Annotated in this window: 23 protein-coding genes and 1 pseudogene; 10 read left to right on the plus strand and 14 right to left on the minus strand. The window is 39.9% G+C overall.

Features of this window, described 5'->3' with window-relative positions; genetic code table 11:
* Positions 1 to 287 (minus strand): transposase (locus AN619_RS12380; protein WP_198153309.1); only part of this gene is annotated, 287 nt, incomplete at its 3' end.
* A gap of 220 nt (positions 288 to 507) precedes the next feature.
* Between AN619_RS12380 and AN619_RS12385 the strand changes: the two are divergent.
* From AN619_RS12385 to AN619_RS12390, 4 genes and pseudogenes are all read left to right on the plus strand, one after another.
* A pseudogene (locus tag AN619_RS12385) lies at positions 508 to 1,967 on the plus strand (IS1182 family transposase).
* Between the two features lie 482 nt (positions 1,968 to 2,449).
* Positions 2,450 to 2,596, plus strand: coding sequence for a hypothetical protein (locus tag AN619_RS16025; protein WP_157065012.1), 147 nt, complete (start codon positions 2,450 to 2,452; stop codon positions 2,594 to 2,596).
* A 113-nt stretch (positions 2,597 to 2,709) separates the two neighbouring features.
* Positions 2,710 to 3,009, plus strand: coding sequence for a reverse transcriptase family protein (locus AN619_RS16375; RefSeq protein WP_242867401.1), 300 nt, complete (start codon positions 2,710 to 2,712; stop codon positions 3,007 to 3,009).
* 3 nt (positions 3,010 to 3,012) lie between these two features.
* Positions 3,013 to 3,978 (plus strand): reverse transcriptase domain-containing protein, encoded by a 966-nt coding sequence (locus AN619_RS12390; protein WP_242867405.1) that lies wholly within the window; start codon positions 3,013 to 3,015, stop codon positions 3,976 to 3,978.
* A 169-nt stretch (positions 3,979 to 4,147) separates the two neighbouring features.
* Here AN619_RS12390 and AN619_RS12395 read toward each other — a convergent pair whose 3' ends face one another.
* Positions 4,148 to 4,579 (minus strand): DUF2935 domain-containing protein, encoded by a 432-nt coding sequence (locus AN619_RS12395; protein ID WP_068557434.1) that lies wholly within the window; start codon positions 4,577 to 4,579, stop codon positions 4,148 to 4,150.
* Between the two features lie 141 nt (positions 4,580 to 4,720).
* Here AN619_RS12395 and AN619_RS16175 point away from each other — a divergent pair, with 141 nt between their 5' ends.
* Positions 4,721 to 5,728 carry a hypothetical protein gene (locus AN619_RS16175; protein ID WP_068557435.1) on the plus strand — a complete coding sequence of 336 codons (1,008 nt, stop codon included), beginning with the start codon at positions 4,721 to 4,723 and terminating at the stop codon, positions 5,726 to 5,728.
* 179 nt (positions 5,729 to 5,907) lie between these two features.
* Here AN619_RS16175 and AN619_RS12405 read toward each other — a convergent pair whose 3' ends face one another.
* The 3 genes from AN619_RS12405 to cysK form a co-directional block, all read right to left on the minus strand.
* Positions 5,908 to 6,972: an HD-GYP domain-containing protein gene (locus AN619_RS12405; protein ID WP_068557438.1), complete on the minus strand. Its 1,065-nt coding sequence runs from the start codon at positions 6,970 to 6,972 to the stop codon at positions 5,908 to 5,910.
* 247 nt (positions 6,973 to 7,219) lie between these two features.
* Positions 7,220 to 7,975: an NAD(+) synthase gene (gene nadE, locus AN619_RS12410; protein ID WP_157065013.1), complete on the minus strand. Its 756-nt coding sequence runs from the start codon at positions 7,973 to 7,975 to the stop codon at positions 7,220 to 7,222.
* Between the two features lie 133 nt (positions 7,976 to 8,108).
* On the minus strand, positions 8,109 to 9,035 hold the full coding sequence (gene cysK, locus AN619_RS12415; RefSeq protein WP_334292201.1) for a cysteine synthase A: 927 nt from the start codon (positions 9,033 to 9,035) through the stop codon (positions 8,109 to 8,111).
* A gap of 178 nt (positions 9,036 to 9,213) precedes the next feature.
* On the opposite strand from cysK, the gene AN619_RS12420 reads away from it, so the two are divergent.
* Positions 9,214 to 9,576, plus strand: coding sequence for a sulfite exporter TauE/SafE family protein (locus AN619_RS12420; RefSeq protein ID WP_068557442.1), 363 nt, complete (start codon positions 9,214 to 9,216; stop codon positions 9,574 to 9,576).
* On the plus strand, positions 9,576 to 9,938 hold the full coding sequence (locus tag AN619_RS12425) for a sulfite exporter TauE/SafE family protein (RefSeq protein WP_068557444.1): 363 nt from the start codon (positions 9,576 to 9,578) through the stop codon (positions 9,936 to 9,938). Before AN619_RS12420 ends, AN619_RS12425 begins: the two co-directional genes overlap by 1 nt.
* Positions 9,939 to 9,947: 9 nt before the next feature.
* Here AN619_RS12425 and AN619_RS12430 read toward each other — a convergent pair whose 3' ends face one another.
* From AN619_RS12430 to AN619_RS12440, 3 genes are all read right to left on the minus strand, one after another.
* Positions 9,948 to 10,331 carry a CoA-binding protein gene (locus tag AN619_RS12430; protein WP_068557511.1) on the minus strand — a complete coding sequence of 128 codons (384 nt, stop codon included), beginning with the start codon at positions 10,329 to 10,331 and terminating at the stop codon, positions 9,948 to 9,950.
* A gap of 64 nt (positions 10,332 to 10,395) precedes the next feature.
* Positions 10,396 to 11,055: a YigZ family protein gene (locus tag AN619_RS12435; RefSeq protein ID WP_068557446.1), complete on the minus strand. Its 660-nt coding sequence runs from the start codon at positions 11,053 to 11,055 to the stop codon at positions 10,396 to 10,398.
* Between the two features lie 56 nt (positions 11,056 to 11,111).
* The gene (locus AN619_RS12440; RefSeq protein ID WP_068557448.1) at positions 11,112 to 11,543 is read right to left on the minus strand and encodes an NUDIX hydrolase; all 432 of its coding nucleotides are present in this window, start codon (positions 11,541 to 11,543) and stop codon (positions 11,112 to 11,114) included.
* A 249-nt stretch (positions 11,544 to 11,792) separates the two neighbouring features.
* Between AN619_RS12440 and AN619_RS12445 the strand changes: the two genes are divergently transcribed.
* The gene (locus AN619_RS12445; RefSeq protein ID WP_330382086.1) at positions 11,793 to 12,257 is read left to right on the plus strand and encodes a DUF3189 family protein; all 465 of its coding nucleotides are present in this window, start codon (positions 11,793 to 11,795) and stop codon (positions 12,255 to 12,257) included.
* 14 nt (positions 12,258 to 12,271) lie between these two features.
* On the opposite strand, the gene hflX is transcribed toward AN619_RS12445, so the two are convergent.
* The 6 genes from hflX to AN619_RS12475 all read right to left on the minus strand — a co-directional run bounded on the left by hflX (position 12,272) and on the right by AN619_RS12475 (position 20,757).
* Complete coding sequence (gene hflX / locus AN619_RS12450; RefSeq protein WP_068557515.1) at positions 12,272 to 13,591, minus strand: GTPase HflX; 1,320 nt, start codon at positions 13,589 to 13,591, stop codon at positions 12,272 to 12,274.
* Between the two features lie 108 nt (positions 13,592 to 13,699).
* Positions 13,700 to 14,380 carry a sporulation protein YunB gene (yunB, locus tag AN619_RS12455; protein ID WP_242867402.1) on the minus strand — a complete coding sequence of 227 codons (681 nt, stop codon included), beginning with the start codon at positions 14,378 to 14,380 and terminating at the stop codon, positions 13,700 to 13,702.
* Between the two features lie 258 nt (positions 14,381 to 14,638).
* A complete protein-coding gene (locus AN619_RS12460) occupies positions 14,639 to 16,150 on the minus strand; it encodes a glycoside hydrolase family 32 protein (protein WP_242867403.1) in 1,512 nt (503 codons plus the stop codon).
* A 239-nt stretch (positions 16,151 to 16,389) separates the two neighbouring features.
* Entirely contained in the window at positions 16,390 to 18,285 is a 1,896-nt protein-coding gene (locus AN619_RS12465) for a sucrose-specific PTS transporter subunit IIBC (protein ID WP_068557450.1), read from the minus strand.
* A 189-nt stretch (positions 18,286 to 18,474) separates the two neighbouring features.
* The gene (gene licT / locus AN619_RS12470) at positions 18,475 to 19,320 is read right to left on the minus strand and encodes a BglG family transcription antiterminator LicT (RefSeq protein WP_068557452.1); all 846 of its coding nucleotides are present in this window, start codon (positions 19,318 to 19,320) and stop codon (positions 18,475 to 18,477) included.
* A 726-nt stretch (positions 19,321 to 20,046) separates the two neighbouring features.
* Positions 20,047 to 20,757 carry a response regulator transcription factor gene (locus AN619_RS12475; protein ID WP_068557454.1) on the minus strand — a complete coding sequence of 237 codons (711 nt, stop codon included), beginning with the start codon at positions 20,755 to 20,757 and terminating at the stop codon, positions 20,047 to 20,049.
* A gap of 218 nt (positions 20,758 to 20,975) precedes the next feature.
* Here AN619_RS12475 and AN619_RS12480 point away from each other — a divergent pair, with 218 nt between their 5' ends.
* Both AN619_RS12480 and AN619_RS12485 read left to right on the plus strand, forming a co-directional pair.
* Positions 20,976 to 22,298 (plus strand): YjiH family protein, encoded by a 1,323-nt coding sequence (locus AN619_RS12480; RefSeq protein WP_068557456.1) that lies wholly within the window; start codon positions 20,976 to 20,978, stop codon positions 22,296 to 22,298.
* A 144-nt stretch (positions 22,299 to 22,442) separates the two neighbouring features.
* Positions 22,443 to 24,362: a sensor histidine kinase gene (locus AN619_RS12485; RefSeq protein ID WP_068557458.1), complete on the plus strand. Its 1,920-nt coding sequence runs from the start codon at positions 22,443 to 22,445 to the stop codon at positions 24,360 to 24,362.
* Positions 24,363 to 24,373 lie beyond the last annotated feature (11 nt).

Raw genomic sequence — 24,373 nt, forward strand, 5'->3', positions numbered from 1 at the left:
ACTACTTGAGGTTGAAAAGTAGATTCTCTGTCTCTAGGTACTTGAATTGTAGATTCTCCATACTTTGATACGATATTTTTTTCCTTAAAGCCATTTCTAGAGTTTTTGCCGGACTTATTTTTATAATTATACTTTGTATATCCAAGATGTTGATCCATTTGGGCTATAAGCATTTTTTCTAAAGTGGCAGAGAATAACTCTTTTAACGCCGATGCTATATCCTCTATGTTTTTAGGGTCAAATGCATCTATAATTTCTTTTGCTAACTGTCTTCTATCTTTTATCATGTGTGAATCCTCCCGCTATCATCCTAATCTTATTTTAGCATATGTTGGAGTTTACACACTCTATTTTACACTGTCCAACCCCCGGTAAAACCGGGGGTTTCAGACTGAAGACAAAGCATAGAAATATATAGAAATATTAAGAGAATCCTTAGAAACAAAAAGGATTCTCTTCTTTTTTGTAGAATATATACTGTAAAGTGTTAATACGGTGGTGTTTTAGATGTTAACAAAGGATAAAGACGATATTCGCAGCCAGATTGAAATGTTATGTCTGGATCAGCTGGTTCCAGAGGATCATCCAGTAAGAAAGATTGAGGCTGCCATAGATTTCAATTTCATATATGATCTTGTATCTGATAAATACTGCATGGATAATGGACGACCAAGTATTGATCCTGTAGTACTGTTCAAGATTGTGTTTATCCAGTATATATTCGGAATTAAGTCCATGCGGCAGACTATCTCTGAAATACAAACAAACGTTGCTTATCGCTGGTTTATCAAGTATGGGCTAAACGAGCAGATTCCTCACTTTACAACGGTGGGAAAGAACTATGTTAGAAGGTTTAAGGATACAGATATATTTGAGCAGATATTCGTAAAAATCTTAGAGGAAGCAGTAAAGGCCGGATTTATTAAGGCAGATGCCATTTTCATAGATGCAACCCATGTAAAAGCAAATGCCAACAAAAAGAAATACGACAAAGTAATGCTGGAAAAAGAAGCTGGCAATTATCAAGAGCTTTTAGACCAGGAGATTAACGAAGACCGTAAGTTACACGGTAAGGCGCCACTTGATATGAGTAAAAAAAAACAGAGTTGAAGGAAATTAAAATTAACAGAACAGATTCCGATAGTGGAGTGCTAAGAAAGAATGAAAAAGAGAAATGTTTTGCCTATTCATTCCATACCGCTTGCGATAGAAACGGCTTCATACTTGGTATAGCTGCTACAGCTGCAAATGTCCATGACAGTACGATGCTTGAAGCAGTCTTAGAACAGGTAAAAAAGAATGTAGGAAAACCTGAATATGTTGCAGTAGATGCTGGCTACAAAACACCATATAACTGTAAGATACTGATAGACCAAGAGATAAGACCTGTAATGCCCTATACAAGGCCAATGACCAAGGATGGATTTTTCAAAAAGTATGAGTATGTATATGATGAATATTATGACTGCTATATATGTCCAAACAATCAAATATTAACTTACCGGACAACGAATAGAGAAGGATACAGAGAATACAAATCAGACCCGCAAGTATGCATGAACTGTCCTTATCGGAGCCAATGCACAGGTAGCAAAGACTATACAAAGCTGGTAACTCGGCATATATGGGCTGATTATGTGGAAGAGGCAGAGCACTTAAGGCACACGGATATTAATAAAGAAATATATGCACGGCGCAAAGAAACGATTGAACGTGTCTTTGCGGATATGAAGGAAAAGCATGGTATGCGTTGGACAACCCTACGAGGATTAAAAAGGGTGTCAGCGCAGGCGATGCTTGTTGCTGCATGTATGAATTTAAAAAAGATGGCGAACTGGATGTGGAGGTCTGGTAAAACCGGACCAAACCCATTCATTTTATTCCAAAAACTAATCGATTTCATGAAAAAACACGGCTTCTATTACTTAGGGAAGCCGTGTTTTTCTGCAAACTGCAACCCCCGGTAAAACCGGGGGTTTATGTGTTTGACCGGCATGTTTACTGAGCCGATGGATTGAAAGAAACCCCGTCACCTAACCAGCGGGAAGACAACCCGTAAGCAAGGGCGTCACTGGCCAACGGTGGGGCCTGAAGGAAGCTGAAGGGGGAATCTGGAACATAGCGCAAGCGAACCGGGGATGGCTTGTCAGGTGGGTAACCTTGCACAGAGTGGGAAAGCCCGAAAGCTGGATAACCTGAGGAGTTAAGACGGATGCGTGCAGATCTAGGCAGGTAGGCTTAACCGGTGAAGCCCGGCATCATCCCTTAGAGAGGGTAGGCTCAAACAAGTGGAAACACAAGTGTGGGGCGAAGTGATGTGGGGTGGCAGATGAATCCGTAGTAGTGATAAACTCTCGGCCAATGAAAGCTGGTAACAGACCGGAGGGCAAAACCGGGAGGACACTGCACCTGGTTTCAGTGGGGCACAGTAAGCCAAAATCGGCTGTACTTGCGAAGGGAGGAAGATAAATCAAAGAATGCAACCAAAGTAGAGAAAGGATGGGAAGAGAAGACAACTTTGGATGGAAAGCCAAAGGGAACGGCTGAACCGAGGGTGACGAACCTGCTGGGCAGCACGTCCCCTCAGCCGGAGTAAAGTAACTGGAGAGGTAAGATTTCCAGAGAGCTAGAGACGCCTAGAAAGTACTTGAAGGGACCGGCGCGAAATCCTGGACTACAGAGGAAGCATAGCGAAATGGGGTGAAGTGATTGAAGAAATGGTATAGCCTAATAGACAAAGTATACCGGATGGATAACCTGGAGAAAGCATACAAAGCCGTCAAAGCCAACAATGGCGCCCCCGGAGTAGACGGGGAGACTGTGGAAGCCTTCGGCCAAAATCTGCAAGAAAGGTTAAGCCAACTTCAACACGAACTCAAGACTGGCATTTACGAACCCCAACCGGTACTGCGGGTAGAGATACCCAAAGCGGACGGCAGTAAACGCCCGCTAGGTATACCTACAGTTAGGGACCGGATAGTCCAACAAGCTCTCCTAAACATCCTGTAACCAATCTTTGAACCCGAATTTCACCCGTCAAGCTATGGATATAGACCTGGGCGATCCTGTCACCAAGCAGTAGCCAAGGCAGAGATGTTCATAAACAAATATGGATTGAATCATGTTGTGGACATGGATCTATCCAAATGCTTTGATCGGCTGGATCATGAGCTAATCCTGGAAGGAGTCAACCGTAAGATCAGTGACGGGAGCATCCTGAAACTGATAAAGAAATTTCTAACTACTGGAGTGATAAAAGAAGGGGTATGGGAAGAAACAGACTTGGGGAGTCCGCAAGGTGGAGTGATTTCTCCCCTATTGACAAATATATACCTGGACAGATTCGACCAGGAGATGAAGAACCGTGGCATAAGGATCGTCCGCTACGCAGACGATATACTGCTCTTTGCCCGGACCTACCAAGAAGCAAAGAAATATCAGCAGATAGCTATAGAGTTTTTGGAAAAGGAATTAAAACTAGTAGTCAACAGGGAAAAGACTCACCTAACTGACAACGAAAATGGTGTAACCTACCTTGGCTTCGTAATCTACTCCAAGCATGTGACAATTAGCCCAAAGAAACTGAAAAGTTTCAAGGAAAAGATACGGGAGATGACTCCGAGAAATCACGGAATGAACGTAGAGAAAATGGTCAAACTTTTAAATCCCGTATTGCGAGGATGGGCAAACTACTTCCGGATAGCCAACTGTAAGGGAATATTCAAAGAATTGATTGGATGGATAAGGCGTCGGCTGCGAATGAAGAAAATGAAGGAATGGAAAACCTGGAAGGCACTGCACAAGATGCTAAGAAGACGCGGTTACAAAGGTACATTTGAGAAAATTTCCATGACCACATGGAAAAACTCAGCCAATCCTTTAATAAGCATGGCGTTGCCCAATAGCTGGTTTGACGAACTAGGGTTAATCAACCTGGAAAAATACAATGTCGGCATTTTGTATCACTATAGGGAATAGTGACTGAGATTTATCAGGAGCCGTATACGAGGCCCGTATGTACGGTTCTGTGAGAAGGATAAAAGCCGAAGCAAATTACTTCGGCTTTACCTTGCTCGATTACACAAGAATCCCCTTTTATATTTTGTCTCCCGTATAAATTTAAATAAGCATCTGAACTTTCTTTGATTTAAAGCTGCATATACAAGGTATGAAAGAGCCGATCCATATAAGTTTGCTCTTCCTCAATGTGACTTAACAAGGTCTGCCAGACCTTATCCTCTTTTCCGTAATGCATCATCTCCTTCAGTAGATTCATAAAAATTCTGTTTCGCCTGCCAAATTCGTTCAATAAGGTCTTGATTTGATTCATATGCACCCATAGCGCAGGATGCATCATCATATGCTGCATACCGGCCAGTTGTTCCTTGGCATGCTTATTCAATTCTTCAAACATCTCATTCAGCTTCTTTAATTCCTCCACAATGTTCTTCGGCAAATCCTTTTTTGTCAATTTCGCCACCGTTTTAATAAATATTGGATGTTCGCTGGAAATATCTGTCCACATGATTAATTCTCGCAGAACACACTGCAGGTTACAGGCAATTGTATAACAATACACTTTTTCACCACCTCATTGCGAAATTAAAATAAAGAAAGTCATATACCATTTTATGCTTTTATTTTGATTTGTGTTACGAATGATGGATCTCAGTATTGTTTATCATTACAATGGAAATACTAGATTTGAGGTGATTGTATGATGAAGATAAAAAAATGGGGCATATTCGCCATGATTTTTTGTATTGTGATCAGTTCGGCAGCCTGTGGACAAAAACCACAAAAACCCAGTCCAAAGTCTGAAAATGAACCAAAGCCCATGCCAAAGGTAATTGAAGAAATCGAAAAAGATGCTATCAAGATTATGGAGCAGACAGATAAAATTCCCTACTTTCAACGGGTAATTGTGGAAAAGGAAATGATTGAACAAAAGAAGAAAATGGAAGAATTGCAGATGAAAGCAGCAGAAGGAGGAGGAGATTCAGAACAGAAGAAGCAGGAGGGAGAACAGGGAGAAGGACAGGGAGGTCAGCAGGGAAGCAGCGGCAGTGGTGCTAGTGGCGGTGAAGAAGAAAAACCTAAACCCATGACCATTGATGAAGGAATTCTTACAGAGTTAATGAAACGGGAAAAAACTGATTCTGCAAAAAAGCAATCGCAAAAAATACCAAAAAATCTTGCAGAGTTATGGAATGGTATAAATAGTACGATCTTGGGACTTCATAATAAATGGAATGTACTGGAGCCTCAATTAATTCAACAGGGAATTTCTCCGGAGATTATGAATAATTTTGAAACTACCTTGGATAATTTAACAAAAGCCGGCATCGAGAACAAATATTTTGAAACCTTATCCATTGCCAATAACCTTACAGCCTATCTGCCAGATTTTATGGCATATTTCAAAAAAGAAGTGCCTCCTTCCATATATACATTAAAATACCATATCCGCAACCTCGTGTTAAATGCAGCCGTCGGCAATTATCAGGCAGCCCAAGAAAGTTTAAATAAATTGAAAGAGCATGGACAGACTTTAAAGCCACAATTGATCGAAAAAAAGGGAAAGGCTACTATTGACAAATTTGATGCGTCGGTAAATAATTTGGAAAAATCCCTCAATAAAAAAGATCTCCATTTGATAAAAATCAACAGCAGCATCGTACTAAAAAATATCCTGTTGATGCAAGAAGATTTAACTGCTGCCATGTAAAAAGGCACCAAAAGGTGCTTTTTTACATGGCAGCAGTGTGAAATTTTTATGCAAAAAATGAACAGGGATAGCTGTGAAAGGTCCTTCGGTATCCTGCCAGTTCTAAGCTCGAACCAATCCTGGGATGTCGCTCTCCTTGCTACCCTGTTCTAGATTTATTATCTGCCTCTATTAGAATTTTATTCATCACAAACCTCTTCAATAAATATATTTAATTTTTTTTGGAGGTCAATTTCCTGAAATTTTGTCACATACTCTCCCTTGCTATCCTTGATAATTCTAACGATAGGTCTTGTAGGACAATACCTGTTGTTGTCGATAACGATGGCTTTCTCTTGAGTATTTAATTTGACAATCGTCCCCACAGGAAAAACAGTAATATGATTCAGAAAAACTTTTACCATATCATGATCAAAATGGTAATCTCCCATGGACATCAAATATTCTACAGCCTTGTTCGGGGTAATCTTTTTTCTGTACACTCTATTGGAGGTCATGGCGTCGTAGGTATCGGCAATGGCAATAATCCTTGCAAACTCTGGTATTTCACTTCCTCTTTTTCCAAATGGGTATCCTGACCCATCCACCCGCTCATGATGCATCAATGCTGCTACCCTTGATAAACTGCTGATTTCGCAATACTCTTTCAATATTTCATAACCAAAGGCAGGATGATTTTTCATGATTTCTATTTCATGAAGCTCCAGCTTGCCCGGCTTGTTCAGAATCTCATTGGGAACCTGGGTCTTGCCAATATCATGAAGAATTGCACCAATTCCTAAATCCCTCAAACGGAGCTCGTGAAAACCTAGGGCTTTCCCAATCACAATCGATAATACCGCCACATTGACCGAATGGGCAAAGGTATATTCATCAACGCACCTTAAATCTGATAAATTCACCATGATATCCTTATTTCTCAACAGCTCATCTACAATTCTGTTGATGACCATCTGAATGCTGGAAAAATCAAGGCTTTTATTTGCTTTTAGATCTTGTACTGCTTGATACAACGTCTGCTTTGCCATCATTCTTGTTTTATCATCGATAATGTCTACGATTTCAATATCCCTAGAGATCTCATCTTCAATGTAAATCTCCCCGATAGACAAACTTTGCAATCTTTTTATAAAATGACTTGTAAGAGTAACGCCTTTTGCCAACAGGATTTTTCCCTCACAAGAATAGATATCCTTTGCTAAGATCATGCCGGAAGTTACATTTTCTAATCGTACCAATCTCATGGTTGCCTCCAATAGACATGTTAAAAATTGAATCATTTCTTTTCTCTTAACAAATACGATAAAAAATTATATTTTCCTTCATCCAGGTGGAGCATTATCATAACTCACTGCTATGGTCTTAGTTTTTTATAAATCCTTCTTCTTATAGATTATGTTTTGTATCAATAGAAAGTGATTATAAAGGATATATTTTCACCTCCTGAAATGAAAAACATCCTTTACAGATGTATGAAAAACCGGATAAATTTTAAAAAACAGGTGGTTTGTCCGGCATTCTTCGTTTATGCTCTGAACGCTGATGCAATTTTTCAATGATCAATCGATCTCTTTCGGGAATTTCCTTTCCTTCCAATAAATCATCCACCATTTCATAGGTTGTCCCCATTTCCTCTTCATCCGTCTGTCCTTCCCATAACCCTGCTGAAGGAGGTCTGTCTAGGACACTTTGGGGGACACCAAGATGCTTTGCCCACGCATAAACTTCTCGCTTTTTTAAATTTGCAATGGGAATAATGTCCACACCACCGTCTCCGTATTTTGTAAAATAGCCTGTGTGTATCTCTGCCGCATTGTCTGTCCCCGATACAAGATAGTTCAAAGAGTTGGCCACACAATAAATGGTACTCATGCGCAATCTGGCCCTCAGGTTGGCATCACTCAGCCTTAAATCGGCGTCACTATCCATTAGCCCCCGATTGCCCATGGTGCTGACTACACTCTGAAATAACAGTTCATGGACGTCACTGAGCTCTATTTCCATATGCTGAATGCCACAGGCTTCCACCACCTTCAAAGCATCCTCCCGGTCTTTGGGATTGCTTTTGCAGGGCAAGATAATGCCTAATGAATTATTTGGCAAAGCCCTTTTAATCAAAAAAGCAACCAGTGCAGAATCTATACCTCCAGAAATCCCTACAACAATTCCGCGGGTACAGGATTCTTCCACTTTTTTCCTCAACCATGCAACGGTCAGGTTGATTTTTTCTTCAATCGATCTATTCATCTGAAAAACTCCTTTCTGTACGCATCCAAGTGTGTTTAGGCTTGTTTCTTTTACTTATTATAGCACAAAAATAAATTTCCATAGAACAAAACAAAAAAAATACATAGCCCCAAGGACTATGTATTGCAAAATTTTATTCAAAATGAAAAAGGGGGGTGCTTAAATATCTTTCACCATAGCTAGGTATGACAACGACGATTTTCTTTCCCTTTCCTAACTCTTTGGCTTTCTGTACAGCCCCCCATACGGCTGCTCCTGAGGAGATGCCTACGAGAATTCCTTCCTCCTTCGCCATTCTTCTTGCCATTTCCATAGCATCTTCGCTATCTACGGGGATAATCTCATCAATGACATTCATATTCAATATTTTGGGTATAAACCCGGCACCAATCCCTTGGATTTTATGGGGCCCCGGTTGACCCCCAGACAGCACGGGCGAATCTTTCGGTTCAACGGCCACAATTTTTACGTCTTTTATTTTCTTTTTAATAACCTCTCCTACCCCCGTGATCGTTCCACCTGTACCTACACCCGCCACAAACATATCAAATTGGTTATCCATTTGATCTAAGATTTCCTGTGCAGTTGTATTCCTGTGAATCTCCGGATTTGCTGCATTTTCAAATTGCTGGGGCATAAAATATGCAGGATTTTCTTTCACAATTTCCAATGCCTTTTCAATAGCTCCTTTCATGCCTTTTGTCCCATCTGTCAGTACAAGCTCCGCACCAAAAGCCTTTAACAATTTTCTTCTTTCTATACTCATGGTTTCCGGCATGACCAAGATACATTTATATCCCTTTGCTGCAGCAATCATGGCCAAACCTATTCCCGTATTGCCACTGGTAGGCTCAACAATGACGGAACCCTCTTTCAACAGGCCTTCTTTCTCAGCGGCTTCAATCATACTAAGTGCAATTCTGTCTTTTACGCTGCTTCCCGGATTATAAAACTCTAATTTTGCATAAATTTCTGCATCGTCTTTTCCAACAACTCTATTTAGCTTCACCATCGGTGTATTCCCTATTAACTCAGTGATATTTTTGGCGATTTTCATCATATCCCTCCAATTCATAGTATTCTTATCGGATTTATTGGTTTCATTTTATAACATTTATCCATTTTCGTCAATAGACTTATAAAATATTTTATAAAGATAACAATAATATATATGAAAACATTCTGTGAAATTATTATTGGGATTCTTTTGGACAAATATGTAATGAATAGGTGATTCCATGGGAAAAAGCACTTTTTCTATAAAATTGATTCTCTTAGGTCTCATTACAGGGCTTGTCAACGGATTATTTGGCTCCGGCGGTGGGACTGTCCTTGTTCCTGGCATGTTTTTTATTTTAGGAATAGAGGAACACAAAGCCCATGCCACGGCTATTTCCGTGATCCTACCCTTAACCTTGGTAAGCATGTTTATCTATTTTCGATATGGGATCATTGTTTGGGATGTAACCATCAAAGTAGCACTGGGGGGCATTTTGGGAGGATATATCGGAGCAAAACTGTTGAACCGCATTCCCAGCAATTTATTGCGGAAAGGTTTTGCCCTTTTTATGATGATTGCAGCACTAAGGATGGTGTTTTAATGTTTTTGATTCTCATAGGCTTATTCTCCGGCATTATCGGCGGTATGGGCATAGGGGGTGGCACTATTTTAATTCCTGCCCTCATTATGTTTACATCCCTTACCCAGCACCAAGGGCAAAGTGTGAATTTGCTGTCATTTGTACCAGTAGCTGTCGTTGCTCTTATCACCCATTTTCGAAATAAAAACATCGAATTGCAATTATGTCTCCCTCTCATCGCCACGGGAGTACTTGGTGCCGTGGCAGGATCATATTTGGCAGTAAATCTTCCTTCCAATTTATTAAGAAAGTTGTTTGGCGTCTTCCTTTTTTTTATGGGACTATATGAATTTTTTTGGAAAGACAAAAGCCGTACAAAATAGTACGACTTTTTAGCCCAGGGCCACCAACACACAATGATGATAAACCACCTGCAGTCCTTTATCTTCTGCCAATTGGACAGCTTCTTCGTCAAAAGAGCCCGGCTGAAACCAAAGGTATTTTATTCCTGCCTCTGCAATATCCGGTATAAACTTTTTGCTGATAGGGGGAGATACTACCATATCCACGCAATCAGGCTTTACGGGCAATTCAGCAATGCTGTGATAGCACCGATCTCCCTCTACCTCATCATAGTTGGGATTTACGGCATATACTTCATACCCTTTGCTTTTCAGCTTTTTATATATCTTATTTCCAAATTTTTCAGTGTTGGGTGTTGCCCCTACAACAGCCCACACTTTTTTGCTGAGCATTTCCTTTTTTAATTGCTCCATATGTACAAAACCTCCTTTGCTGTTTCCTATGATCATTTATACCCTCTTTTGTCTTTCACTATTCTTAGAAAAATGATTCTCCCATCAAAACACCGTCATATTCATTCAGATACAAGGTATCCACAACGCCAATTTCTGCTCTTGCGCTGGTTAGATTGAGTACTTGCTTGATCATTTCATCCCTCTCATCCATCTTTACATAGACGTACAGATTGACAGCATCGTCAAAAACCGTATCTTTGATCACATATCCACGATTGAGAATTTCATTTTGTACTTTCCCCAGCCATGAATAATCTATCCGTATTTTTATCGTGTGATAAAGCACCTTTTCTATGACCTTGGCTTCATTTAACGCGAGCTTTGCCGTAGATGTATAAGCTCTAACCAAGCCTCCCGTTCCCAGCTTGATACCTCCAAAGTATCTTGTTACCACAATCACCGTATTTTTGATATCTTCCTTTTTCAACATATCCAATATGGGTACTCCTGCCGTACCGGCCGGCTCTCCGTCATCGCTGTATCGCTGTATTTCGCTGTTTTCTCCAAATATATAAACAGGCACGTTATGGGTAGCATTTTTATGACGTGTTTTGATCATTTCAATAAATTCAATGGCTTCTTCTTCACTCCCAATAGGTTTTACATAACCGATAAACCTCGACTTTTCGATCACATGCTCCGCTTCCCCATAACCAAAAACAGTTTTATATCTCTTTAGCATTGCCTTCCCTCCGTAAAAAATAATCAGAGAGCAGCAATCACTACTCTCTGGTACCATTATACCACGAATTCACTGTTGATTAAGTCTTTATATTTTCTATAGGAGAGACTAACGAGAGATTTGTCTTGGCTGTAGGTAATTTTTTCAATTGCTTCATCAATCGGATAAAAACCTACTTCCTTGAAGCCCAATTCTTCGTTCAGGACGCATTGATCGTTGGATGCCGTCATAAGATACCATATAATCTCGTTGCATACGGGTCTTTGTCTCGTAATAGAATAAAATTCGTAACAGGTTTCTCCAATCGGTGAGACGATTTCTGCATTTACACCGGTTTCTTCCTTTACACGGCTTAACGCAACATCTCTTGAGAGATTCCCATTACGAATTACACCTTTAGGCAACACCCATTCATCTTTTTCATTTTTTAAAAGCAGCACCTTATCTTCAAAAAATACCACACCACCGGCACAATTTCTAAAGAGCATAGCCAATTCCTCCCTCCTATTTATTACTACTATCATACAACAAATAGCAATGCAAGGCAAGACTATTCTGAATTTTTAGATTAAAATATCTCAAACATTTAAATAACAAATATTGCAACAGTCTGTCTAAAATTATATTCTAATCCTATTCCTAGTATTCCATTTTTTTCAAATCTCATACATTTGCAGGTTTATAATTTCATGCTTTTTTACGTATACTAATAAAGCAATTCTAAGGATTCATCGGAGGTGATTTTTCTGCATGTTATTTATCACTGTGTCGGGGGCTCCCATTCTTCCACGACTGCCGCAGCTATTCATTTGAATATGCTGCCCATGGATTACGTCCCCAACAAATATGATTTTTTGAATGTTCCCTTTTATGATGTGCTGGAAAAAACCGACCGGGGCAAAATCATTTTCCGAGGAACCGATGAGAAGGGCCACAAAATCTATACCCTCAGCCGGCAATTTGCCCCCCATTTGGTTATACCGGCCATCCAAGACACGTGGAAGATACTGGGTCAAAGGGAGGAGGATCTCTTGATTGTCAATACATTGTCCAGCGTAAATTGGCTCATGAAAATCGGGGGATTTTCCTCAAGAAGACTAAAATGGGTGAAATTCGGCCGTCCCATTGTCATTCGAGGGACACAATCCGCCTATATGAACATTGTAAACATCGTTCAACAAACAAAAGAGAAACTAAGCTAACCTGTTCTACACGCTCACTCTGCCATCTCTGCTTTATTCACCTGATACTGCCTATACTTATTATAATCTGCAGGTCCCACCGTCGTCTCCACCAAAACGCCATCTTCCCTATACTCTGTTTTTACCACCTTTGTCTTATCGCACAAATAGGATACAATATCGCCTTTGCTATAAGGAAGCAGTAGGCTTACCTTTTTCATGTTGCTAAAAAGCTTGTCTTTGATCATTTGCATCAAAATATCTATCCCAATATCTTTCAATGCGGACAGATGCACTATATTTTCTCCCCTGGGTATAAGGGCAGATTGATCTTCTTGCTTGTCTATCTTGTTGAAAATCAAAATGGTAGGCTTGTCCTTTACCCCCAGCTCATTTAATACCTTCTCCGTTACCTTGATCTGCATCTCAAAATCCTCATTGGTGGCATCTACCACATGTAAAAGCAAATTAGCCTCTTGGACTTCTTCCAAAGTGGCTTTAAAAGCTTCCACCAAGGAATGGGGCAGCTTGCTGACAAAACCTACGGTATCGATCAGAATAAACTCCTCCTTGCTGGGCAGAACCATCTTGCGATGGGCTGTATCTAAAGTAGCAAAGAGCATATCCTCCACGTATACTTCTTTTTCTTCCTGCTGCACCCCCGATATGCTCATCAATTTATTCATCAATGTAGATTTTCCTGCATTGGTATAGCCTACGAGGGCAACCACAGGGATCTCACTCTTTCTTCTTTTGGTTCGCTGGGTTTCACGATTCTTTCTGATTTCTTCCAGTTGATGGCGAATATCGGAAATTCGATCCAATATATGCCTTCTGTCCAACTCTAATTTTTTTTCACCGGGGCCCCTTGTTCCAATTCCGGCTCCTGTTCTTGACAAAGAATTTCCCAATCCGATCAATCTGGGCAACCGATATCTTAACTGGGCCAATTCTACCTGTAATTTTCCTTCCTTTGACTGAGCTCTTTGGGCAAAAATATCAAGGATTAAGGTTGTCCGATCGATGACCGTAACCTCCATCAGCTCTTCCAGATTTCGGATTTGAGCACCTGACAGCTCATCATTAAAGATCACCAGGTTTGCATCCAAGGCTCGACAGAATATTTTTATCTCTTCGGCCTTTCCCTTACCTATATAATAGGCTGCATCAACCCTGGGCCTGTTTTGAACCACCATATCAAGGACTACGGCTCCGGCTGCCTTTGCCAGTTCCTTCAATTCTTCCATGGAATTTTCGATTGTAGTGATCTCATCCCTGGTTCCTGTACTGAGTCCCACCAATATGGCCCTTTGTTCTATAACATTTATGATCTCATTGTTCTCGTTAAATTGCATACCCTCACCAACCTTATCTCTTTCTATACCATATATTATACTCGAAAATTCCAAAAAGACATCTATTTTATCCAAATCGAACCTTCAAGTTAAAGTTCAACCTTAACTTTAATTTATTTCCGTAGGAGCCACGTTCAACATTTGATCCTTCGGCACAAAAATATAATTTTGCGGTACTTTGCCAACAATAATGGTTTCAGCAATGGGTACAGAAGTCTCTACGGCCGTCGTATTGGATGAGAAGGGAACAATAATTTTCACTTGGGTCTTTACAATCAAATATATCTTATGCCTCGTTTGGTTGATGCCGGATTGTTCAAATTCTGTTTTAAAGTCTACATTGACCATGCCGATGGGGGTTACATTGATGTTGATTTTTGGTCCGTATTGGGCCAGCAGTTGGCTGCCAAATACGTTGCCTAGGGGAACCTTTACGGAAGATGCCCTTATATTTTTGATATTGTCTTGCACGGACAAAGCTACCTCCGATGCCAGCTTGTTCATCATCATGGTGTTGGCTTGCATCATTGTCACATTGCCTTCACCGTCTGTTCTGATAAAAATCAAATCCTGATATTTGATATCATCTGATACCTTTGCATTTACCGATTCATTAATTGCCCTTGTAGCGATTTCCCGTGCTTTTACTTCCGCAATGGCTAAGACCGCCGGCTTTATTTTTTGGTCCACAAAGAGAAAGCTATAGATCACCAGCAAGAATGTAATAACGATTGTCATAAATGCCTTTAGGTTCCCTTTTTTACGGTGATATTTTCTTCGATAAATCAAAAAATCACCCCCTCCTATTCATCATATGATTTATGGGGATGATTTAGTGATATATTCTTTTCTTTGTTCTCTTCACCCGAAAAACCCGGAAGGCCTTCCCCTTTCATCTGAAAGAATCATCTGCTAGATCATATTCGTCCAAACTTTCGTTTCTAAATGTTAGGGGATTTTTAGGATAGGTTTGCTTGTTCCTTCTAATTGCCTAATTGCAATAAATGACACCGTCAGGCAGCATGGTTTTTATGACATCAGTCAATTTCATAGATCCCATTTTTCTAATTTCCTGATTTTTGCCTTCCCTCCTACAGCATAGAATCGAATGCCTCTGCTGCTTTTATTAGGATAGATTCTGCCTGTAAATACCTCTTCCCCATCATTCAAAAAAATTTCCACGGAAGAGGTGTCCATAAAAATATGAAACTGAATTATTTCCCTGTCCTTTACAGAACACCGTCGAATTCCTTTATATCCTCTGCCGCTATGGTTTCTGTTGAATTCCACCTTCTTGGTTTCCAAACTATAGGAAATGATGGTTCTTTCTTTCCCGTCCTCAGAACATCTTAATTTTATGCCAAATTCCTTGGCATCTTTCACTTCAAATTCAACCAGCAACTCCAAAACATCTCCATGAATATTGGAAAGTATGATTTCTTCATTTTCTACCATGATGTTTCTATAAACTACCGGATTCTTTCGCAATACTTTCAATTCTTCTATAGGTTTTTGACAAATCTTGTTGCCTTCCCTTACGAGAACCCTTGGCAGGGTCATGGCATGGATCCATCCGTATTCAATTGTCGGGTGTTCCTCCTCCTCGGGCAAGCCCATCCAAGCAATGAGTATCCTCCGGCCCTTTTCGTCGAGGGTTGTTTGGGCCGCATAAAACTCAAAACCTCTATCCAACTCAGTGAAACCGTGATGCTCCATTCGCCCTGTTTTGTAGTCTAATTTTCCGACAAAGTATCCGCATTGATACTTGTTGTTATATAAGTCGCCTTGGGGCTGCAATCCTTGAGGACATGCAATCAATACGTCTTTGCCCCCCAATTCGAACATATCAGGACACTCCCACATATATCCGAAATAGCCTAATCCCCCTATACCGGAGCCTGCAACTTCTCCTATGAACGTCCAGTTTTTCAAATGATCCGATTGAAAAAGCAAAACTCTTCCTTCCCCTTGCATCGTTTGTGCCCCTATGACCATATACCAGCTCCCATCTTTTCTCCAAACTTTTGGATCCCGAAAATGTCTTGTATACCCTTGGGGCTGGTTACGCATCACAGGATTCCTTTTGCATTTTTCAAACTGGATACCGTCTTTGCTTGTAGCAATGCATTGGTAGGTTTCTCTATTTCCCTGGCGGTCCTTTACATTGCCTGTATAGATCAGCGTAAAAATTCCCTGATTGTTTACAGCACTTCCTGAATAGCATCCATGGGTCTCATATTCCTCAACAGGTGCCAAAGCAATAGGTAGTTCTTCCCAATGGACCAAATCTTTGCTTCTTATATGGCCCCAATACTTTAATCCGTGTTTTGTATCAAAGGGATGAAATTGGTAAAATAGATGATAATATCCGTAAATATGAATAAATCCGTTTGGGTCGTTCAACAACCCGGCAGGAGGCATGATATGATACTTTAATCGATAATAATCCCCTTGGACCAATTCCCTCATTTCTTCTATTCTGTCATATGCTCGTTTCATTTGTTCCATGTTTTTATCCATATGCTCACCACCAAAAGTGAAATCATCCTTTACTGACATGCTTCCATTTCCTCCAAAGTAGGCAGTGCGGATATGGCTCCCAATTTCGTACAAGCCACTGCACCTGCCCTATTGGCAAAGACCGTTATTTCCTTTATTCTTTTATTCTTTTTCTTCGGTTATGTTTTTCCACAAGTCCCCTCTATAGTTTGGATCAAAGGAAATAAAAAAAACGTAGAAATATTGGCTGAAAAGTGGAACAGGAAAAGAGGAGGATTTTCCCCCTCTTTTATTCTACCCTATACTTCCACTGAAATTAATTCATCTTTGAGATCTGCTTCTCCTATTTTTAATTTTTCTATCCATTTCAATTCACCGGCATTTGTAATAATCATGGGAGTTATGGCAGACTTTGCCTTCTTTCTGATTAAATCCAGATCTACCTCCAACAATCGATCGCCTGTTTTCACTTTGTCTCCTTTTTTTACAAAGGTTGTAAAACCTTCCCCCTGCATTTTTACCGTTTCGATGCCTACATGAATCAACAGTTCAATTCCAGATTCAGCTTTGATTGCAATGGCATGCTTTGTTTCAAATACATGGGTGATGGTTCCGTCTACCGGCGATACTACCATCCCATCTTCCGGATCTATGGCAATTCCTTTCCCTACCAATCCCTCCGCAAACGTTTTGTCCGGCACCTCTTCCAAAGCTATGATTTTTCCCTTCATGGGTGCATAAAGGGTTTGTCCTTTTGCTACCGTTTCGGCATATTCTTTTTTCTCTTCTACAGAAACTTCAGCATTTGTTTCCTTGTAGGGATCCCCTGCTTCCTCTTTAAATCCTAAGAGGAATGTAATGGCAAAAGCCCCCCCAAAGGCTATGGCTAAACCAATCAGGTAATGCAACATGGACCCCTGCTGCACAATTGCGGTACCCGGAATACCGGTAACGCCCACAGCCGTCATTGCAACTTTTGTAAGGACTACGTAGCCTCCCCCCAAAGCTCCTCCTATTGCCGCTGCAACAAAGGGTTTCATCAACTTCAAATTGACACCGAAGATAGCAGCTTCAGTAATTCCCAAAAGACATGATATGGAAGCCGGCGCAGCAATCGACTTTAACTTTTTATTCTTTGTCTTAAAATACACTGCCATGGCAGCACCGCCCTGGGCCACATTTGCCATGGACCATATAGGCAGCAGGAAGTTTTTCCCTATCCCCGGATTGGCAAGGAGTCCTGCTTCAATGGCATGAAAACTGTGGTGTATGCCTGTGATCACAATGGCAGAATAAAATCCTCCAAAGATGATTCCTGCCACAACACCAGCACTATCGTACAACACTTGCAAACCTACCGAGATTCCGTCGCCCAACAATCTGCCCACAGGGCCTATTACCAATAGGGAAACAAGGGCCGTGCTCATGAGTGTAAGGAAAGGGGTCAAAATAATGTCCAAAACATTGGGTACGATTTTTCGCAATCCTCTCTCGATATGTCCCATCACCCATACGGCAATCAAGATGGGCAGTACTGTTCCCTGATATCCTACCATGCTGACCTTTAAACCCATGACGGTAATCGCATTTTTTACACCCTCTCCCAAGGTCCATGCATTTTGCAGTGCAGGATGAATTAAAATTCCTCCCAGGGCTGCCGCCAAAAATGGATTGGCATCAAATTCCTTAGCTGCGCTAAAGGCAATCAAGATGGGCAGAAACACAAAGGCTGCATTTGAAAACATATCCAGAAGCATAAATACACCGCTGCCTCCGTCAATCCATCCGAAGGTTTTGCTCATGCCTAAAAGCCCCATCAAAAGACCGCTTGCCACAATCGCAGGAATAATCGGCACAAATATATTCGATAAGACCCTGGCAAATCTTTGGAGGGGATTCATATGTTTCATGGCTTCTTTTTTGGACTCGCTGAGGGATGCCTGTTTTATATTTGTGCCTTCAACAAGGGCTTTATACACTTTATTCACAGCACCCTGTCCTATAATAATCTGAAACTGACCGGCACTTGAAAAAGCACTTTTTACCTCATCCATTCCTTCCAGTTCTTGATGATTCACCTTGCCTTCATCTTTGAGGACAAACCGCAGCCGCGTAGCACAATGGCTAACACTTTCTACATTCTTCTCTCCTCCTACACATGCAAGTATCTTCTTCCCAACCTTGTGATAATCCATACTGCTCCTCCTTTACAAAATAATATTATTGCAACTTAATAAAAAAAACCTAAACCAATGGCACATCGTCAAAAATGAAAAACTACATTGTTTAAGGCAACTCTTCCAGCCCATAAAAACTGCTTTCATTCCGCCGATGTGTCTTTTCAGTTCAGGTTTTGCCTGCATTACCAGTAACAATCCTTTTTGCTATTCATTTTGTCTCGAAACGACTCTATATAAATGAAGGCTTAAATACACAATTTCCTCTTCACTGATCTCATAGTCGTAATTTTTTTCGATATAGGATTTAATCTTTAATGCACAATCATATTGCTTACCATAATTTTTTTTGATTAACTCCAAAAGAGGAGTAGTTTCACTTGGAGTAAATTTCTTTTTTGAAATAATCCTTTGGGCAAAAAACTTAAGATGGGTTACCAGTCTATCGTAAGAAATATCCTTTTCATCAAATTCAATGATAAAATAGTATTTGATGATATTGAGTATGTCTTGAACGATGGCCGTCATATTCATGGTATCGCCCATCTCTTTCCCAAGACTGGCATTCACCAAGTGCAAAGCGATAAAACCCCCTTCATCTTCCGGCATCTTCACACCCAATTTCTCCCCTATGAAATCTATGGCCCATAAACCAACCTTATATTCTTCCTTATATATTCTCTGTATTTCCCAAAGCAAATGATTCTTAATCTCCAAACCTAAGGAGGCCCTCTTGATGGCAAAAGCTAGATGGTCTGTCAAAGCGACATATATGTGATCATCGAAGGAAGCTTTTAGCTGTTGTTTGGCATAGCTGATAATCTCCTCTGATATTGTTATATATTCCAAGGGAATTTCATGGATCAATTGCTGAAACTTTATATTTTCCTTTCGGTTTTCAATCAAAAATACTTTTTCAATCTTGCTTTCATCAATTGTTTCTCCTACTTTCTTTTTGAAAGCAATCCCCCTGCCCATGATTACCTTTTCCATAGAAGTCGCTTCATCCACAATGGTAACCACATTGTTATTCAATATTTTGTGTATCCTCATCCCAGACCACTCCATCCCAGTTCGCCGTCAGACCTTACAATCTGCCAGCCATCGGCTGGTAGCCACCAGCCCTAATGAAAATAAAATATTTCAAGCAATGTAGCCCTCGGTTCAACCAAAGGCTGCTGTCGTATGCCTATATTCATATCTATCTTCTATAAATCTAATAACAACAAAAAAACCCAAATTAAAATAAACGTTCCCAATCGTTTATCTTACTTTAGGTTTTGCCTGCTTTACCAGTAACAATCCTTTTCTATTCATATAGAGATTTTCCCTTATATATTGAATATATCAATTTTCCATATTTTTGTCAATATTTCGAAGAAGAAAATTACCGATTCAAGCTGCAATACTACTAAAACAAAAACACCTGGGATCCATCATCCCAGGTATTTTTGAGGAGGCATATATAAAAATGTCTGATTTATCTTTTGTGAGAAATCTGAAACTCGTTTTATATAAATCTTCTGGAACCCTTGTCCTTTTTCTGATATAAATTATGCCGGATCCCCAAAATATGTGACAAAAATATATCCACGGATCCAATCTATATCTGAAAGGCATCGACCGATTCTTTATGTCTGACAATGATAGGCTTTGCAATGGAGTAAATCAAGAGAGATGTAAGAGTCAGAGCAACAATCTGGATTTTGTCGATTTTTGTCTATTGTTTTGAAATAGATAGCTCCTTTCACCGCCGGATCAGCAATGCTCAATAAAAATTCATTGGTTTCTTTCAAAAATCTCTGCTTCAAAAATATATCCAATCCCCCTGATCGATTGAATATATTTCTGATCTCTGCTGCAATCAAACAGTTTGCTTCTCAATCTTTTCACATAGGTGGTCACCGTATTTTCATCATAATGTTCACTTTCCCAAACATCCTGTAAAATTTGTTTTCTGGTCATGGCAATATGGACATGATCAATCAAATACAGCAGAAGTTTGAATTCTGTAGAAGATAAAGGCACTTCCTGCCCTTTCTTGGTTACCTTGTGGGCACTTCTATAAACAACAATATCATCAAATTGAATGATTTTATTTTCATCCCCCTTTACGTTTGGATTATAATCCCTATACCTTCGTATGTGGGCCTTTACCCGGGCGACAAGCTCCAAAGGGTCAAAGGGTTTTGTAATATAGTCGTCTGCCCCTACGCCCAAACCAAGAATTTTGTCGCACTGGGCTGTATTGGAACTGAGAAAAATAATAGGAATCCTATTGCTAGCCTCCCTGATTTTTTTGCAGACTTCGATCCCATTCAAAGATTCCATATTAATATCCAAAATAATCAATTGGATAGAAGGGTCTAATTTTTCCATGGCTTCTTTTCCGCTATACGCAGGGACCACCTGGATCTCGTATATTTTCATAAACTCTGAAATCATGTGGACAATTTTCTTTTCATCATCAACCACCAAAATCTTATGCATTCCGTTTCCCCTCCCCCAATTTATTATTGTTTATCGTACCACAAATAAAAGGCAAAATCCATATGTTCTCCTAAGGAGAAAAAGAACAAAGTCTTTGAGAAATATGTCAGTTTGGTGACAGTTTGATTTGAATATTGTGAATTTTTAGTTTTTTATATAGGCAAGTGATATAATAGTGCTACACATAAAATAATAATGAAATAAAGGAGGTTATGTCCATGGCGAAAAGTACTGTCTCCCACGAAACAAGCAGCAATGAAGCCAAAAGCGTTCTAAAATTCCTCATCTGCAGTGCAATCGGTATTTTTATGTTCTTTGTTCCGATTTCCATAGGCGGAAAATCTACAATCCCTCTTGATCATCTTGTTACATTTGTCAGAAGCGGCCTTCCTGCCATTGCACCCATCTATGCACTCATTGTCATCATTTTGGGTGGCCTAAGACCTTTTGTAAAAAAAATCTGGAATAAGGATAAGGTAACTCTAGCCTTTTCAGTACTCAAACTGTTGGGAATTTTAGTAGCCTTTATGGCATATTTTCGCTTCGGCCCATCTTGGCTTATGGAACAGGATATGATTCCCTTCTTGTTTGATAAGCTGGTTATTTCCGTAGGCTTGATCGTACCGATCGGATCCATGTTCCTTGCATTCCTTGTAGGTTACGGATTGTTAGAATTTATTGGCGTACTGATGCGTCCCGTTATGAGACCCATATGGAAAACTCCTGGACGGTCTGCGGTAGATGCCGTAGCATCCTTCGTAGGCAGCTATTCCATTGGATTGTTGATCACCAATCGAGTATTTAAAGAGGGGAAATATACCATCAAGGAGGCATGCATTATTGCCACTGGCTTTTCTACCGTATCTGCAACATTTATGATTATTGTAGCAAAAACTTTAGGTCTTATGGAAATTTGGAACCAGTATTTTTGGACCACTTTGGTCGTAACCTTCATCGTTACAGCCCTTACCGTAAGATTGTACCCCCTAAAAAATAAAGAAGATACCTACATCTCCGAAAAAGCAGATCCCGAACCGGAGTTTAAAGGAAATCTCATGAAAAATGCCTATTATGAAGGATTGAAGGCCGCATCCCAATCTGCTCCATTAGGCAAGAATATTCTCGATAACTTAAAAGATGGATTTATCATGACTATGGGAATTTTGCCGTCTATCATGTCCGTTGGTTTATTGGGTCTGATTTTGGCAAAATATACTCCGATTTTTGATATCATCGGATATATTTATTATCCCTTCACACTGCTCCTAGGGATTCCTGAGCCCATGCTGGCCGCGAAGGCTTCTGCCCTGGAAATTGCAGAGATGTTTTTACCTGCATTGTTGGTTGCAAATGCTCCATTGATTACAAAATTTATCGTTGCCGTGGTATCCGTCTCCTCCATTTTATTTTTCTCTGCTTCCATACCCTGTATACTATCAACAGATATTCCTATCCGGCTACCAGAAATACTTATCATCTGGATTGAAAGAACCATTCTTACTTTGTTATTGACAGGGCCCATCGCATATTTGATTCTATAAAAATCTTATAGGCTAAGAATCAATAAGCTTCTTGATCTATTCTGTGATAGAATAAAAGTGTCTATATGGAATGGCAAATTGCACTGCTATCCCTATAGGCACTTTTCTTCTATTTATATTAAAAATAAAGCTGGGGTGAGCAGAATGAGTTTAAAAAAACGCATTACTTTGGCCATATGCGCTATCATCATTATTTTTCTCATTCTTTTAAGTTGCATTATTTATACCAAATCTGCCTCTATCTTAAACCAAAATGCTGAAATGTATATGCGCTCCCAGCTGGACAGGGCTCAGGAGAATATTGATTTATTAATCCATATCAATCGGCTGGAAACTGAAAAACTGGCCCTGGATCCAAAGGTAAAACAGTTTTTGAATGGAGAGATACGGGTAGATGAAATCAATCGTTACCTCACAGCTTCCATGAATGAAAAAAATACAAATGGCAATCATTACAAGGATTTGTTTCTCCTGAATCCGGAAGGCAAGATCATCGCCACTTGTATGCCCAAGGCCATGGGTTTAGATTTATCGTCAAGAGAATATTTCCAAAAATCCAAACAGTTAAAGAAAACCATCACCAGCGATATTTTGGTAGCCAAATCCGACGGTGCTTTAATTGTCATTACCGTCACCCCCATTTATAATACGAAAGACCAAGTGATGGCCTATGCAGGCATTGCCATCCTTGCCGAATTTTTCTCCCATTTCATCAAGGATTTGAAACTAGGCAACACAGGCTATTATGCCATTGTGGACTCAAACAACCTGATCTTGTCTCACCCTGATAAAAGTTTGATTGCCACCGACGCTGCAAATACAAAGTTTGAAATTCCTAGGACCCTCTTGGCCGAAAATGCAAAAAATACAGCAAATGCAGTGACTAAAAGAATACTCATGAACAATAAAAACCTTCGAGAACTGCAAATATATAAAAGCATGGGCAGCAATCGCTGGACTTTGATTGCCATACTGCCTGAAAAGGAGTTACAGGAAAGGTCATTCCATTTGCTCAGCTATGTCATTGGTATTGGTGCCCTTATGATTATCATGGCCATGGGAATAGGTATATATCTTTCCGATAAAATAACTGTACCCATCGTTGCCATCACAGAATATATGAACCGTGCTGCAAAAGGTCGTTTTATGATAGAAAAGTCCATATCGGATTCCTTAAAGAACTTTAGGAAAAACAGTGAAAATATATTCAATGAAACGGCATATTGGAATATTCATTCCAGCGATGAGATCGGCAATCTCAATCGATCGCTGAAAAACTTAAAGGAATATTTTCTATTCATCATCAGACAATTTGAGTATGAAAGCGAACAAATGATTAAAGCATCCAAAGAATTAACCTCCACCATAGAGGATGCTTCCTATCGAACAGCCAAATTTATATCGACCTTATCCCATGATCTAAAGACTTCCATTACTTTAATCAAGGGTTATGCAAAAGGCATCCTTTCAGGAATTATACAAGAGGAAGAAGTAAAGCGGCAATTTTTAGAAGGAATATACAATAGCGCAGAGGATATGGAAAGAATTACTTGCGATATTTTGGATTCAGCCTACGAAGCGCAATATTGTCCAAAACTTCATAGGGAACCGGTAAGCAGTAAAGATTTTGCCTTCAAGCTTTTTAAAAAATCAAGGCAATATATTGTCGATAGTCAAAGAATATTTGAAGGTTTATGCCAGTGTACGGAAGGTATCCTTTCCATCGATTCCGTAAAAATAGAAAGGGCATGGGACAATTTGCTGACCAATGCCGTGAAATATTCAACGGAAGGAAGTAAAATTCAAGTCCATATCCTGGAAGAGAATCATGCCATAGAATTTAGAATCACAGATGAAGGTATAGGAATCAAACCGGAAGAATTCGATAAAATATTTAATATGTTCTACAGGGGAGAGCATCAAAAGAACAAGGGCTACGGATTGGGTCTGTTTATTGCAAAATCCATCATTGAAGCCCACAAATCAACTTTGAAATTTAAATCAGTCTATGGCAAAGGTTCTTCCTTCTGGTTTTCCCTTGAGAAAGACAAAAGCATTTTGTGACGTAAAATGCT

The sequence above is a fragment of the Thermotalea metallivorans genome (genome assembly GCF_001562415.1).
In the GTDB taxonomy this organism is placed as follows: domain Bacteria; phylum Bacillota; class Clostridia; order Peptostreptococcales; family Thermotaleaceae; genus Thermotalea; species Thermotalea metallivorans.